15 protein-coding genes are annotated in these 14,318 nt (G+C 55.7%); 11 read left to right on the top strand and 4 right to left on the bottom strand.

All coding sequences use genetic code 11. The annotated features are described in order from the left end of the window. Positions 1 to 2,039: T9SS type A sorting domain-containing protein (locus LW884_07725; GenBank protein ID MCE3008216.1), on the top strand; the 2,039-nt coding region annotated here is incomplete at its 5' end. Between the two features lie 347 nt (positions 2,040 to 2,386). On the opposite strand, the gene LW884_07720 is transcribed toward LW884_07725, so the two are convergent. The 3 genes from LW884_07720 to LW884_07710 all read right to left on the bottom strand — a co-directional run bounded on the left by LW884_07720 (position 2,387) and on the right by LW884_07710 (position 4,884). Next, the gene (locus tag LW884_07720; GenBank protein MCE3008215.1) at positions 2,387 to 3,217 is read right to left on the bottom strand and encodes an oxidoreductase; all 831 of its coding nucleotides are present in this window, start codon (positions 3,215 to 3,217) and stop codon (positions 2,387 to 2,389) included. A 61-nt stretch (positions 3,218 to 3,278) separates the two neighbouring features. After that, positions 3,279 to 3,800, bottom strand: coding sequence for a TetR/AcrR family transcriptional regulator (locus LW884_07715; GenBank protein ID MCE3008214.1), 522 nt, complete (start codon positions 3,798 to 3,800; stop codon positions 3,279 to 3,281). Positions 3,801 to 3,924: 124 nt separating this feature from the next. Continuing rightward, entirely contained in the window at positions 3,925 to 4,884 is a 960-nt protein-coding gene (locus LW884_07710) for a methylenetetrahydrofolate reductase (GenBank protein MCE3008213.1), read from the bottom strand. Between the two features lie 133 nt (positions 4,885 to 5,017). Here LW884_07710 and LW884_07705 point away from each other — a divergent pair, with 133 nt between their 5' ends. From LW884_07705 to LW884_07660, 10 genes are all read left to right on the top strand, one after another. Then, the gene (locus tag LW884_07705) at positions 5,018 to 5,260 is read left to right on the top strand and encodes a hypothetical protein (protein MCE3008212.1); all 243 of its coding nucleotides are present in this window, start codon (positions 5,018 to 5,020) and stop codon (positions 5,258 to 5,260) included. Between the two features lie 38 nt (positions 5,261 to 5,298). Continuing rightward, positions 5,299 to 5,613: a cell division protein ZapA gene (locus tag LW884_07700; protein ID MCE3008211.1), complete on the top strand. Its 315-nt coding sequence runs from the start codon at positions 5,299 to 5,301 to the stop codon at positions 5,611 to 5,613. Between the two features lie 19 nt (positions 5,614 to 5,632). Further along, complete coding sequence (gene rny, locus LW884_07695) at positions 5,633 to 7,195, top strand: ribonuclease Y (GenBank protein MCE3008210.1); 1,563 nt, start codon at positions 5,633 to 5,635, stop codon at positions 7,193 to 7,195. Positions 7,196 to 7,722: 527 nt separating this feature from the next. Then, positions 7,723 to 7,959 (top strand): thioredoxin family protein, encoded by a 237-nt coding sequence (locus LW884_07690; GenBank protein ID MCE3008209.1) that lies wholly within the window; start codon positions 7,723 to 7,725, stop codon positions 7,957 to 7,959. 62 nt (positions 7,960 to 8,021) lie between these two features. Further along, positions 8,022 to 8,756, top strand: coding sequence for a hypothetical protein (locus LW884_07685; protein ID MCE3008208.1), 735 nt, complete (start codon positions 8,022 to 8,024; stop codon positions 8,754 to 8,756). A 275-nt stretch (positions 8,757 to 9,031) separates the two neighbouring features. Continuing rightward, entirely contained in the window at positions 9,032 to 9,652 is a 621-nt protein-coding gene (locus LW884_07680; protein ID MCE3008207.1) for a MarR family winged helix-turn-helix transcriptional regulator, read from the top strand. A gap of 402 nt (positions 9,653 to 10,054) precedes the next feature. Further along, a complete protein-coding gene (locus LW884_07675) occupies positions 10,055 to 10,726 on the top strand; it encodes a C40 family peptidase (protein ID MCE3008206.1) in 672 nt (223 codons plus the stop codon). 90 nt (positions 10,727 to 10,816) lie between these two features. Beyond that, positions 10,817 to 11,974 (top strand): C1 family peptidase, encoded by a 1,158-nt coding sequence (locus LW884_07670; protein ID MCE3008205.1) that lies wholly within the window; start codon positions 10,817 to 10,819, stop codon positions 11,972 to 11,974. 292 nt (positions 11,975 to 12,266) lie between these two features. Next, positions 12,267 to 12,788, top strand: coding sequence for a PH domain-containing protein (locus tag LW884_07665; protein MCE3008204.1), 522 nt, complete (start codon positions 12,267 to 12,269; stop codon positions 12,786 to 12,788). Between the two features lie 73 nt (positions 12,789 to 12,861). Next, positions 12,862 to 13,101, top strand: coding sequence for a hypothetical protein (locus tag LW884_07660; protein MCE3008203.1), 240 nt, complete (start codon positions 12,862 to 12,864; stop codon positions 13,099 to 13,101). 109 nt (positions 13,102 to 13,210) lie between these two features. Here the strand turns inward: LW884_07660 and sdaAA are convergent, their stop codons facing one another. Next, a complete protein-coding gene (sdaAA, locus tag LW884_07655) occupies positions 13,211 to 14,122 on the bottom strand; it encodes an L-serine ammonia-lyase, iron-sulfur-dependent, subunit alpha (GenBank protein MCE3008202.1) in 912 nt (303 codons plus the stop codon). Between the last annotated feature and the right edge of the window lie 196 nt (positions 14,123 to 14,318).

Genomic DNA, 14,318 nt, shown 5'->3' with positions numbered 1-14,318 from the left:
GCACCTACAGCATCCGCATCAATACCAACCTGAATACGGACCCGATCCGGGGCAACGACACCGTGCGCAGCAGCATTACGGTCCGGGTGCCCAACATTGCCCTGTCCGGCGGCCCGTACGAAGAAGACTTTGAGGATGCCACCGGCGGCAACTGGTTCCCGGATATACAGAATCCTGGGCAGGTAAATGTATGGCAGCATGGCCAGTTGCCGAACAACTTTGCGGGTTTCAGCGGCGTGGACAACAGCGAAGGACGTGCCTGGTACGCCGTGCTGACTGAAACCGGTCGCGATGTGTTTCTTCTCAGCCCGATCTTCGACCTAAGAGGCGCGGCCAACCCCCGCCTGGAGTTTGACTACAAGTTCAGCACCGCGCGCACCGATACGCGCATGCTGGTAGAGTGGCGCGACCTGAGTGTTAGCAGCGGCGCGGGCTCCACCTGGACCACCCTGGGCGACAACAGCGCGCCCACCCCTGGCACCACCAAGCAGTGGTACAACATAGCCCCGTCTCTCAGCACCGGCTGGGGCACCACGGGGGGCCGCCGCAATGTGAGCAACTGGACCCACGCCGTGCAGAGCCTGTGCGGGCAGGTGGGCCGCAGCTGCGTACAGTTCCGTATACGACTGGATGTAGAAAACCTAACCGCCCCGGATCATTTTGCGATAGACAACTTCGAACTGGAGGATGTTCCGCGCGATCTGGAGCTGCTGAGCATCGTAGGCTGCTACGGCCCCTGCCCGTTCGACCTGAACATCACGGTGCGCAACAACAACGCCGCCTGCCCGCCGAATGTAACGATCACCAGCTTCGACCTGACGTATGAGATCAACGGAAGCGCCACCACGGTAAACCTGAGCGGGCTGAACATTCCTGCATTCGGCACGTACACCTACACGGTGCCGAGTGTGAGCCTGCCCAACCAGAGCCAGAGCATCCGCGCCTGGGTAGCCAACCCCAACGGGCTGGTGGACGGCCAGCGCCACAACGACACCCTGGTGGCCGATCTGAGCCGTTTCCCCCAGTGTATAGACCACTGCATTTGCGCTCAGCAGCTGGATAAGGATGTAACCACGCATTCCGGCACCATCAATACCACGCTTGACACCGGAGAGGATATGCGGCTTCCCGCTTCGTGCAACGGACCCTCGGGTTCCATTTCGATCGAGAACTCTGTTTGGTACACCTTCACCACCGGCGATCAGGCTGGTAGTCTTTCCCTGAAGTTCACCAATATCACCCCAGCTGCTGGAAATGGCATCCAGGTGCAGGTGATGCGTGTAGATGGCCCCAATTTTTGCGAAACAGACCCAGCCAGCCGCCCGAGCAGCGGGGTTGAGTTTTGCTCAAGCACAGAGAATAGCAATGACATTGAGTGGAACCCCGCCCTTGTACCGGCTAAGACCACCTATATGATTATGGTAGACGGTTTTTCGGGGGTGAATGCGACCTACGACATAGAGCTTTCGGGTGCTGCAGCCATACCGCTTCCGGTAGAGGGCTTTCACCTGGTGGGTAGCTGGGCCGGCAGCCGAACGGCCAAGCTGGAGTGGCGTACCACGCAGGAGGTTAACAATCAGTACTTTGATTTGGAGCGCAGCAGTACAGGTGTATCGGGCTGGCAGCGCGTGGCGAGTGTAGCCGGTTCGGGCAACAGCAGTATTTCCCGCACGTACAGCCATCTGGACAAAGATCTATCGGGCGACATCTACTACTACCGCGTTCGCCAGGTGGATATGGATGGCACTAGCACGCTGAGCAATACCGTGCTACTGAGCGGCCAGGGGGGCATCAGCATAGGCCGTGCCTATCCGAACCCCACCAGCGGCGGCTTTAACGTTCCGCTTACGACCAGTAGGGGCGGGCGGGTGCTACTCAGCCTGCACAACAGCCTGGGCCAAACCGTGTGGCAGGAGGCAGTTGACGTTGTAGCCGGTAGTACGTCTCTTTCGGTTTCGCCCTCGGTTTCAGACGGTGTGTACCTGCTGAAAATAGAGCTGGACGGGGTGCAAGATGTTCAGAAGCTATATGTTCGGTAGCATTCGCACTCTCTAGCCAGCATTCGCTCCGTTTTTCTACAGGCCCACACAGTAGGCAGTTATGTCTGCTACGGGGTCTGTAGTTTTTTGTAAAGGGTGTTTTTTTTTGAGGCCATACGGCGGCTACTTCCTCCGCCATGCCCACCAGCTCTACAAAGGGGCTGGTGTTCTGCATCACGTAGAAGTGCAGGTTCCCTACGTCCTGCGCCAGCAGTTCCAGGTGCCGTTTGCAGGTGCGCTAGGCCTCCCTGGCGTATTACCTTGGCATTGCCCAGCCTGCCAACGGCCCCAGATAGGGCCGTTGAGTCCGAGGTTTAGCTGGATGCAAGCTGGCGGGTGCCGAGCCCTTATTTTAACTGGAACTGGCTCATCACAACCTTGTCGAATAGCCGGTCGCCCAGGTAGAGCCGCATCCACATAAGGGGTTTTGCGTACTTGCCTTTTGCATAGCGCGTTTTTGGTTTCCGGGCGCGGATAGCTTTAGATATCACCTGTGCAATGACCGAGGCTGGAGAATAATTTTTGCTTCTACTGTAGCTACGGTCTGTGGCTAGTGCCAATTTTTGCGCTAGGCCTGCGTAGGGGCCCTTGCCGGATCTCTCGAGCATAGGGGCCAGCATCACATCACCAAGCTCTGTTTTGATGATGCCAGGCTCTATGATAACCACGTCTATTCCAAACTGCTTGGTCTCGAGTCGCAGGCAGTCACTCCAACCCTCCAGGGCATGCTTAGTGGCGTGGTACCAAGCGCCAAAGGGGCTGTAGAGCTTGCCGCCCATGCTAGAGATATTCAGGATACGCCCGCTCTTTTGCCGCCGCATGTGGGGCAGTACCTGTTTGGTCACTTCGGCCAGGCCAAAGAGGTTGACATCGAATTGACGGCGTGTATCCTCAGCACTCACGTCCTCTACAGCACCAAAGACGGCATAGCCCGCATTATTGATGAGCACATCAATGCGGCCCTCTGCTTCTATGATCTTGTCTACGGCTGCCTGCACCTGCTGGGCCTGTAGTATATCCATCTGTAGGGCATACCCACCGGCATCGGTCAGAGCCTGCATTTTATCTATGCGGCGGGCGGCACCATATACGGTATGGCCTTCCTGCAGCAGTTTCAGCGCGGTCTCTTTGCCTATGCCTGAGGATGCGCCGGTTATGAATACAATTTGCTTTTTCATAATGATAGAAATACATGATATTAATGTGAGTACTTACTTTTTCTGGGAAATATTAAAATGATTAACGAGGTGAAAAGGTGCTGAGTACAAACGAACGATAGGCCACGGGGTCCGCGATTTGTTTCCGTAGCAGATCTGTCGCTACTCCGTCTGTTACCTGTATGAGCAGCTGGGCTTCCAGCTCTGGATCGGCATAACCCAGTGTGCGGTAGGTTTCTGTCAATTTATCCTTTAGAGGCTTGAGTTTCTCGGGCTGAAAGTAGGCTGGATCCCACTTTAGGCGGAACTGTAGTTGCCAGTAATCGTATTCGGATTCCGGAATTTCGAAGGGGAGTGCAAGATATTTCTCAATAACTCGCCTAGGCTCCGTTTCCATCAAGATAGGCCCTAGCAACTGCTGCATGCGCTGTAGCAGTTGCGCCAGGATGGCTTCTAATAGTCCCTGCTTACTGCCAAAGTGCCTAAAAATTAGCCCCTCCGATACATCAGCGGCTTTCGCTATCCGCAGTGTGGTAGTGGCATCGTAGCCTTTTGCTGCAAAAAGGCGTAACGCAACTCTTAGAATATGGGCACTGGCATTCAAGCTGTTTTTGTAAGTAATTACTCACAAACAACCCTGGGGCGCCCGCGAGTTCCATAGCGCAAAGGTTCGTTGCTATATTTTTAGGTTTTGCATGGGCAAGGCCATTTCAGCTGTATTACTCCGCCTACACCTTCTGCTTCTTTAGCATGCCCATCAGCTCTACAAATGGGCTGGTGTTCTGCATTATGTAGAAGTGCAGGTTCTTTACGCCATAGTCCAGCAGCTCCAGGCTCTGTTTACAGGCCCACTCGATGCCCACCTGGCGCACAGCCCGCGCATCCTGGGCGGCCTGTACGCGGGCCACTAGCTCGTCGGGAAAATTGATGTGGAACACCTTGGGGATGATGTTCAGGTGGTTTTCTGCCGTCAGGATCTTCAGCCCCGGCAGGATGGGGAGGGTGATGCCGGCAGCCCGCGCCCGGTCGACAAAATCGAAATAGTACTGATTGTCGTAAAACAGCTGTGTAACGGCATAGTGCGCGCCTGCTTCCTGCTTCTGCTTCAGGATCTCAAGATCGTAGTTCAGGTTCGGTGCCTCAAAGTGCTTCTCGGGGTAGGCCGCCACCCCAATGCAAAAGTCTGATGGATGCGCATCCATCAGCTCGCCCAGGTATTCGCCCCGGTTCATCCGCGCCACCTGCTTTATCAGATCCAGGGCATAGGTGTTGGCCGTGCGGCCCTCGGCCAGGGGTTTCTCATACTTGGAGTCGCCCCGGATCAGCAACAGGTTCTCCACCCCCAGGTAATTCAGCTCGATCAGCGCATCCTCCGTTTCCTCGCGCGTGAAGCCATTGCACAGGATGTGCGGAACTGGGTCTACCCCATACTTGTACTTGATGGCAGCACATAGCCCGAAGGTGCCCGGGCTCTTGCGTTTCACAATCTTCTTGTAGGTGCCGTCTCGCATTTCCTCCCACATCACCTCGGCACTGTGGCTGGTTACGTCGATAAAAGGCGGCCTGAAAGGCATTACAGACTCAATGGCGGCCTGAATCTTACTGAAATCGGCCCCACGGCGGGGTGGGATGATCTCGATGCTCACTAGCGGGTCCTTGGCCTGGGCCAGATGCTCAGTTACTTTCATGGTTCTACGGGATAGAGCAAAAGTACGATTTACGGGCCTACCCGCCAAAGGCCCCCCTCTGCCCCCCTCGGTCTGTAGTAGTGCCCGCAGCCCTGCCCACAAACGCGCGCTTTTCTGTTACTTTGACCCCTCTATGAGCCTGCCAACCCATATAGCCGAAATGCTGGCCCGCCTGGAGCAGCGCATAGCGGCGCTACAACTACAGTTGCGGCAGCTACAGCAGGAAAACGAAAGCCTGAAAGAAAACGCAAATAATCGTACCTTTGCGCTTATCCCTCAGGGCTTTGATACACCCGAAGCCCTGGCTGCCTGGCTGGACGACATGATACAGGAGGTCGACCGGCGCATGCAGGACCTGCAGGCAGGCGCACCCTAGGCTGCCTGTGGTCATTGGGCTGTTGGGCTATCAGGATTATGGATAAGTATCAGATTCAACTGGAAATACTGAGCAAGCGCTTCCCGATCAATGTGACGCAGGAAGAGGAGCCCCGTATCCGACTGGTGGGTCAGTACATCCAGGACAAGATAGAGGGCTATCAGCAGCGCTACCCGGGCCTGAAGGATGAAACCTATCTCGCCATTATGGCTTGTATGGACATTGCAGCCGAGCACCTGAAGATGACCGAAGCCCAGGAACAAATGGAACGCGAACTGGCCCACCGGCTACAGACACTGGACGGGCAACTAGACTTTCAAACAACCGCACCTAACCCACCTCAACACACGTAAAAGATCCGACACAGAACACATGGAATACATTATATACGCAGGAATCGGCCTGGGCGGCGTAGCCCTGGGGGCCCTCATCGTACGAATGATTATGAGCGGCCAGGCCGCCAAGGCAGAAGAGGCTGCCCGAGAACACGCACAGGTGATAGTGAAAGAAGCCGAGCTGAAGGCCGAATCGATACGCGAGAAAAAAGAACTGGAGGCAAAAGCCCGGTTTCAGGACCTGAAGCAAAAGTTTGACAGCGAAACCCAGCAGCGTAGCCAGAAGCTACAGAGCGACGAGCAGCGCGTGAAGCAGAAAGAACAGAGCCTGAACCAGAAGTATGACCAGCTGAAAAAGGACCAGACCAAGGTGGAGCAGCTGCAGCAGAAGCTGGATGAGCAGATAGCCCTGCGCGATGCCAAAAACCAGCAGCTACAGGCTGTGCTAGCCCAGCAGAATGAGCGCCTGGAGAAGATAGCCGGCATGACACCGGAGGAGGCGCTGAAACAACTGATGGATAACCTGACTGCCGAGGCCCGCAGCAAGGCCTCCACCCTGATCAAGGAGATAGAGGATCAGGCACGGGTAACGGCCAACAAGGATGCCAAGCGCATAGTGATACAAACCATACAGCGCACGGCCGCCGAGCACGCCATAGAGAATAGCGTAACCGTCTTCAACCTGGAGAGCGATGAGGTGAAAGGCCGCATTATTGGCCGCGAGGGCCGAAACATCCGCGCACTGGAGGCTGCCACCGGGGTAGAGATCATTGTGGACGATACCCCAGAGGCCATCATCATCAGCGGCTTCGACCCCGTGCGCCGCGAGATTGCCCGCATAGCCCTCCACCGCCTGGTGGCCGACGGACGCATACATCCCGCCCGTATAGAAGAGGTGGTAGCCAAGACCGCCAAGATGCTGAACGACGAGATCATGGAGATAGGCGAGCGCACCGCCATCGACCTGGGCATACACGGCCTGCACACAGACCTCATCCGCATGGTGGGCCGCATGAAGTACCGCAGCAGCTATGGCCAGAACCTGCTGCAGCACAGCCGCGAGGTGGCAAACCTGTGCGCCACCATGGCTAGCGAGCTGGGCCTGAACGCCAAGCTGGCCAAGCGGGCCGGACTGCTGCACGACATAGGCAAGGTGATAGACGACGAACCCGAGCTGCCACACGCCATAATAGGCATGCAGATAGCCGAGCGCTGCAAAGAGCACCCTGAAATTGTAAACGCCATAGGTGCCCACCACGACGAGATAGAGATGACCGCCATGATCTCGCCCATCATCCAGGCCTGCGATGCCATTAGTGGCGCACGCCCAGGCGCACGCCGCGAGGTAGTAGAAAGCTACATCAAGCGCCTGAAAGAGCTGGAAAGCCTACCCCTCACCTACCAGGGCGTTACCAAGAGCTTTGCCATACAGGCCGGGCGCGAGCTGCGCGTGGTGGTAGAGGCCGAAAAAGTAACCGACGCCGATGCCGACCAGCTGGCCGTAGACCTCAGCAGCCGCATCATGAACGAGATGCAATACCCCGGCCAAATCAAGGTAACCGTCATCCGCGAAAAGCGCTCCGTCGCCTTCGCCAAGTAGGCCCTACCGGCACCTACAGCGGCAAGCTGAGTGTGCAGTAGGCTAGCTAGCCCAAGCTGGCTGAAATGAGAAAGCCCGTACGGAAAGTGCGGGCTTTTTTTGTGTCTTCCACAGGCCGGCTGCAATGGGGGCGCATTTTGGGCGTAGTATCTCCCGTACACTACATTTATGGCTTTATGCCTCCATCCCCCCGTGGTGGTGGGGTGCGTGCTGGCCTTCTTGGTTATTTACACACGGCATGCCCGGGCCTCGGGGTGCATGTGCCCACAACTTCTTTGCCAGCTGTGGGCATGCGTAGGCCCGGATCTGACATATATATTTCCGTCGATACTTCCTTGTTCAGGTGCCTCAGCCACTTGTCCAAGTTGTTAATCTGTTAGCATAGGTACCCAGCTGGAATAGAAGCTCCTGCTTTTAGGTACAGAAGGATGCCGATCAGAAAAGTTTTATCTTTTATTTGTTTTGGTTAGGAATCCTACTTATGTTTGTCCCGGTAATTTTGCCATACATTCTAAATTTTTTCACACATGTTAAAGTCAGTCTTTTATCACGCTGGTTGTTCTGTATGCATAGGTGCAGAGCAGGAGATTCTGTCCCTTATTGGTGCGGAAAAAGTGGAGGTCGTGCACCTAGGCGAAAAGCCCGCGCGAATAGCAGAGGCAGAGGGAAGAGGGATAAAGTCTGTGCCCGCCCTGTATACGCCTAGTGGGCAGGTACTTCATATAAACTTTGGCGCGGCCCTTGCAGATCTTAAAAAAAATTAGCGCAATTTGTTAGGATTCCTATATTAATGGATTGTATGTCGTTTCACTTTATATCAAGAAAAATGAAAGCAGTATCTGTATTTACTTTGGCTATGTACATAGCTATTCATTCTGCCCAAGCCTGCGACAAATGCAAGGCTTATGAGAAGTCGGACGACTTCCAGATCAAGTCTGCCACTGTTACCTACAACAAAAATTACGCGACGCTTGAATTTGAGCTTACGGTGGTAGGCAGGGCGGGGGCTACCCAGCCCAAGGCTATAGGGAAGCTGGACATGGCTCCGGTACTAGCCTATGTATTTCCTACCACGCTGAAGCCGGAGGATGTAGGATTCAGCCCCACCGAGGGTATTGTGGCACTTGCCCTAACTTCGCATCCCGACTTTGACGATAGTCCGCTGTGGGATGAGAACGTAGATGGTAAAACAGACAATGATGGTCTGGTGTGGCACCCTCACTGGGTCGTATTGGTCAAGGATGGACGTGTAGGCGGGGGCCTGGCCGTGAAGGAGCATAAGAAGACCGACGTAGTAAAGAAACCTGGTACCGCGCCCGACATGCCCATGTATATGGACAGCCCTGGCTTCCCGGTTACTACAATCGAGAACAAGATTAGGGTATCCGTGCCGATATATAGAATCCGGAACCAGACCCATTTTAGCTACGATGCCGTAACCTGCTACCTGGAGGTTTCTGCACCTGATGGCGGAATGAGTATGGAAAAACCCATGCTCGGCGTTTACAACGTTTTCAGTGTGTTGTCAAAGGATCTTACTCTGCCCTATAAAGTTCGATAGGCATGGTTTAGTTTACCTTGGCTTGACTAGCAGGTTGTTGAGCAGCTGCATGTACGGCAGGAGAGAATGAAGCGAATTCCATATATTTGGTGGTATAAGCTTCCTTCCTCCTGCTTTTTTTGCGGCAGAATGTGGGGAGATTCTCCCCACATTCTGTATGAAATACCCGGTAGTTCTCGGCTCTCTCTTGCCGCCCGCCTCCGCAGCATGGCATGGATATATAGTGGGTCTATGCAGGCTGAAGATCAATTTTGTATCAAGCACTAATCTTTAGGATGAAAGCATCGTTTGATCCGGAACAACAAATCGGGCGTATAGAAAGCAAGATTGTGGTAGCTCTAGAGCGGTTGTTCGAGGCTTTTCGGGTCTTACTTTGGCAAGAGGGCAAAAGGCATGGTTTAAGCCCCATCCAGATTCAGGTTCTGCTTTTTCTCTACTACCATTCTTCGGACAAGTCCAGAATCAGCTATCTCGCAGATGAGTTCAATATGACCAAGGCAACGATGAGTGATAGTGTAAGGATACTGTTTCAGAAGGGCTTGGTAGAGAAGCAGCTAGATCAATCAGATGCCCGAAGTCACCTAATGCATCTAACCGAGGCCGGACGGAGGATAGCTATAGATACGGAGCACTACGCCAGTATCATGGAGGAAAGCCTGGCTGGACTATCGCCATTACTCCAGCAATCCATGATGGAAGGATTGTTGGAGCTGATTGCCGGGCTTAGCCGGAGCGGGGTAATTACAGCTCAGCGCATGTGTACTAGCTGTAGGTATTACTCGCGTCGATCTGGCAAGGTGTTTTGTAGTCTGCTCCAGCAGGAGCTTAGTTCGATAGAGATACGATTGGATTGTCCCGAACATAGTCCAAATGAAGACGCTGATAAAGGTTACTAGGACACAATCTCCTGGAAGACATTCTTCGCGTTTGAAGCTAGTCTTCCTGTCTAGGGCAATCAAGAGAAAATGACCATAGCCTGCAGACCACGAAACGACAGAACGAATAGCAACCAAAGATATCTGCGAAAAGTCGGCGCGTAAGTGTCTGGGTATACTCGCGCCAGATGAAAGCCTGGTGCCAGGCCTTAGCTCGGAAGACCGGGCCCGTGCCAAGGTGTGGTATGCTCTGGAGGAAGATGAGGACTGGCCGGTATAGGATTACCGACCCGCTAGGCTAAAGGCCGGCCCCGTGCCTCCCGTCGCCTTGCACATACCCCCCGCCCGGGCCGAAACGTGCATGTGCGCAACCCGATGCTCATCCAGGCCATTTGGGTGGTATACTTGGTAGAGCGAAATCCGATGGAGCATCGAGTTACCATAAAAGGCCTCTTCCTGGGGGTGGGCGTGCTGTGCGTGGCTGTGGGCTGTAGCACCCCCCGCACGGCCCAGCAGCGCGAGCAGGTAGCCCGCAGCTGGCACGCGGGTAACAGCCCGGCCACCAGCTGGACCAAGCGGGGCCATGCGCCCGTGCGCCGAAAGGCCGGTGCCGCACTGACTGCCAAGGCCGGTGCCACTGCCCCCGCAGCCAAGCCGCCTGCCCAGGTGGTGCGGGCCAGCGACAAAAATATCGGCAAGGTGATCGAGAAGGCCGAGAGCTACCTGGGCACCCAGTATGCCTGGGGCGGCATGAGCCGCCAGGGGGTAGACTGTAGCGGCCTGATGGTGCTGGCTTTTCGCGAGGTGGGCATGGAGCTGCCCCGCGTGAGCATAGACCAGTACCGCTATGGCAAGCCGGTACGCCGCACGGATATACAGCCCGGCGACCTGCTCTTCTTCTCAAACTACAAGCCCGGCGTGATAGGCCACACCGCCCTGTGTGTGGCCCTGGAGGATGGCATCCCCCGCTTTGTGCATGCCTCCAGCAGCGGGGTGCGGCACGATGTGCTAACCAATGCGTACTGGGACAAGCACTATATCTCGGCCTGCCGGGTGTGGGGCGCTACAGGAAAGCCCCTCTCGCAGGCCGAATAGACCAGCCCCCATTTTTGGATGGGCGGTACGTGTTTTTTGCAAAAAGCGCCGTATTTTTCCCGCCTAATTCTGAAAAAAGCATCCGATTGTATGAAAAAAATTATTTCCCTCTGCGCCCTCTGTGCGCTTACCCTGGGCAGCCTGTGGGCACAGCCCCAAACGAATAAGGAAGGAAGCAACTACAGCTTCACCGTAGTGAAGCAGGTAGACAAGAGCCTGGTGCCCAACCAGTACCGTACGGGCACCTGCTGGAGCTTCAGCACCCTGTCGTTCTTCGAGAGCGAGCTGATGCGCATGGGCAAGGGCCGCCAGGCGCTGAGCGAAATGTTTGTGGTACGCCACACCTATATGGACAAGGCCGAGCGCTATGTGCGCTGGGGTGGCCACATCAACTTTTCGGCTGGTGGTGCCTTTCACGACGTAGCCTATGTATGGAAAAACTATGGCATGGTGCCCGAGGCCGTGTACAGCGGCCTGCAATACGGCGAGGCGAAGCACAACCACAGTGAGCTGGATCAGGCCCTCAAGGCTTTTCTGGATGTGATTGTGAAAAACCCTAACCACCGCCTCACCACCTCGTGGAAGGATGCCGTAAATGGCATACTGGATGCCTACCTGGGCCCTATCCCCAAGACTTTTACCTACGAGGGCAAGGAGTATACCCCCAAGAGCTACGCTGCTAGCCTGGGCCTAAACCCCGATGACTATGTGGAGCTGAGCAGCTTTACCCACCACCCCTTTTACCAGCCCTTCACCTTGGAGGTGCCCGACAACTGGCTGCAGGGCCAGGTGTACAACGTGCCGGTGGAAGAAATGACCACCCTGGCCTTTGACGCCCTGGATGCTGGCTATAGCCTGGCCTGGGGGGCCGATGTGAGCGACAAGGGCTTCAACTGGAAGGCGGGCCTGGCCCTTGCGCCTGCCGAAGACTGGGAGGTGCTGACCGCCAGCACCGAAACCGACGTGTGGGCAAACCCCACCCCGCAGGCTAAAATAACCCAGGAGCAACGTCAGGCTGCCTTTGACCGCTATGAGCTGACTGACGACCATGGCATGCACATCACTGGCTATGCGAAAGACCAGAACGGAGACCGCTACTTCATCGTAAAGAACAGCTGGGGCACTGAGAGCAACGAGTGCGACGGCTTCTTCTTTGCCAGCGAGGCCTACTTTGCCCTACTGACCATGGACTACATGGTGCACAAGGACGCGCTGCCCAAGGCCCTGCGCAAAAAACTGGGCCTGTAGCCCCCACCGCGCCTACCCCGGCATACGGATCCGGTACGGCGCAGGGCTACCCCTAGCCACGAGATTAACACGACATGCCCCGCAGTACACCCTGTGGGGCTTTTTTGTGGGCACTGTTCTTCCCATCCCAGACCTTTTGCACAGCCTCCCCCGTACGCTGTGGCCGGCAGGCCCGTGTGGGTGCCCCTGGCTGGATGGAGCAGGCATGAAAAAAACACCCCGCTCCCCGGCTACGACGCGTTTTGGCGAACCAGCTACCGAGCTTTGGGTTATCAACTTATACAGGAAATAAATGAAAACCATCGAAGACAGAATGCAGGAAATCTTGGCCCTGGAGGGTAAGCATATTCCGTCTGTAGCAAAGAAGAAGGAAGTAAAACTGCTGCCCGAGGTACTGGCCGACCAGGAGATAGTAGGCCAGGTAGTAAGCGGTATCTATAACAAGGGAATCGGCATTCTGGTGGCTACCCAGAGGCGCCTTGTTTTCATAGACAAAGGCTTGTTTGGCCTGAAGGTGGAGGAGTTTCCCTTGCAAAAAATAAGCTCCATACAGTATGAACTGGGCCTGCTGGGCGGTAAAATAAAGATTCATACCTCCAGCAATGTGGCAGAAATATCCTCGGTAGAGACCGAAGCCACCAAGCAGTTTGTAGGCCATGTTCGTGCCAGCCTTGCGGAACCGAACACACCCACGGCCCCAGCTTCTGGCTCGCACGATTTGGTGGATCAGCTCAAGCAGCTGGCCGAACTGAAAGCAGCGGGCATCCTGACGGAGCAGGAATTTAGCAAGCAAAAGGCCAAGCTCCTTAGCTAGCTAAGGCCCAGTTACGTGGGTTAACTACACTCAGATTCTGCCTCTCCAACCGTATAACCTACCATTTTCACCTATGATAAACATGTTCTTGATTGGCTTATTTGTTGGCTTTGTATTTGCCCTGATCTTTGGTCGTATCCCCTTCTTGCGCCGTGCCTATCCCGAGTACATTGTCTTGGGGCTTTTGGTCGCCTTTGCTTCCATTGGTTTTGTTTCGAATTCGGAGGCTAATGCGCACCTCCGCGAGTTCTTTCTGGCTGCGCCAGTGGCCTACCTTACAGCCAAGATCATGATGCGATACAAGCTATACTAAGGGCCCCCTGGCCCCCTGCTGCACGTACTGTTTTCCATTTTTTTTCCAACCCGAGACGGGGGGCTGCACAGTGTGGCCCCCTTGTCATTTTGGGGTGCAGGCTGCGGGTCTATTGCTCCGGCTCCTCGTCCTCGGGCACCTCTTCGGCCTGCGAGCGCAGCACCCGGTTGGCTATGGCAATGCCGGTGGGGGTGGCTGCCAGGCCGCCCAGGGCGGTTTCCTTATACTTGGCCTCCATGCTCTGGCCCACCTCGCCCATGGCATCCACCACCTCATCTACGGGGATAACGGACGAGTCGCCCGCCAGGGCTATCTGTGCGCTGGCAAAGGCAATTACCGCCCCGCTGGCATTGCGCTTTACGCAGGGCACCTCCACCAGGCCGGCTATGGGGTCGCATATCAGCCCCAGCATGTTCATAATGGTGATTGCCACGGCATCTAGCACCTGCCCGGCTGTGCCCCCCAGGCAGTACACTATGGCACCCGCCCCCATGGCAGCTGCCGTGCCCGTCTCGGCCTGGCAGCCCCCCACCGCTCCGCTAATGCTGGCCCGCCGCTCTATAATGAGGGCAATGCCCGCCGCCACCAGCATCCCCTCGTGCACCTGCCGGTCGCTCAGGCTGTGCTGCTCCTGCAGGTTGTACAATATGCCAGGCAGTATGCCACTGGCCCCCGCCGTAGGGGCTGCCACTATGCGGCCCATGCAGCTATTCAGCTCCTTGGCTGCAATGGTGGTGTATACCAGCCGGTGGAAAGCCTCGCCCAGTACCAGCGTCTTGCAGTCGCGTATCTTCTTGGCACCGTTGTGTATCATGCCCGAGAAGGAAGTCATATCTGCCGTAAGCCCCGTGTGGATGGCATCGCGCATTACCGCATAGGCTGCCTCCAGCCCCTGCCAGATGGCGGCTTCCGTCTTGCCCTTCTGTTCCACCTCATAGTCCAGCACAGCCTGCCACAGGGGCACGCCCGTTGTGTGGCAGTGCGCCTGCCAGTCCGAGAAGTTATCAAAATGTAAAGACATTGTTATTATTGATTGAGTATCCGGTGTAGAAAGCAGTACGCAGCCGCAGCACGGGGCAGGGGCAGCCAGGCCTTGTCTTACCCCAATATGCACAAAGCACACATATCCACCTCCACCTACCGCCATTTTCAGGGTAATGCGGGCAAATTAAGCAGAACATTTGGTGTGTAGGCGGGCACTATGCCAGGCCGATAGC

The sequence above is a fragment of the Bacteroidota bacterium genome (assembly GCA_021300195.1).
Taxonomy (GTDB): Bacteria; Bacteroidota; Bacteroidia; order J057; family JAJTIE01; genus JAJTIE01.
Note: the sequence above shows the minus strand (reverse complement) of the source record. Positions and strands in the feature narration are given on the sequence as shown.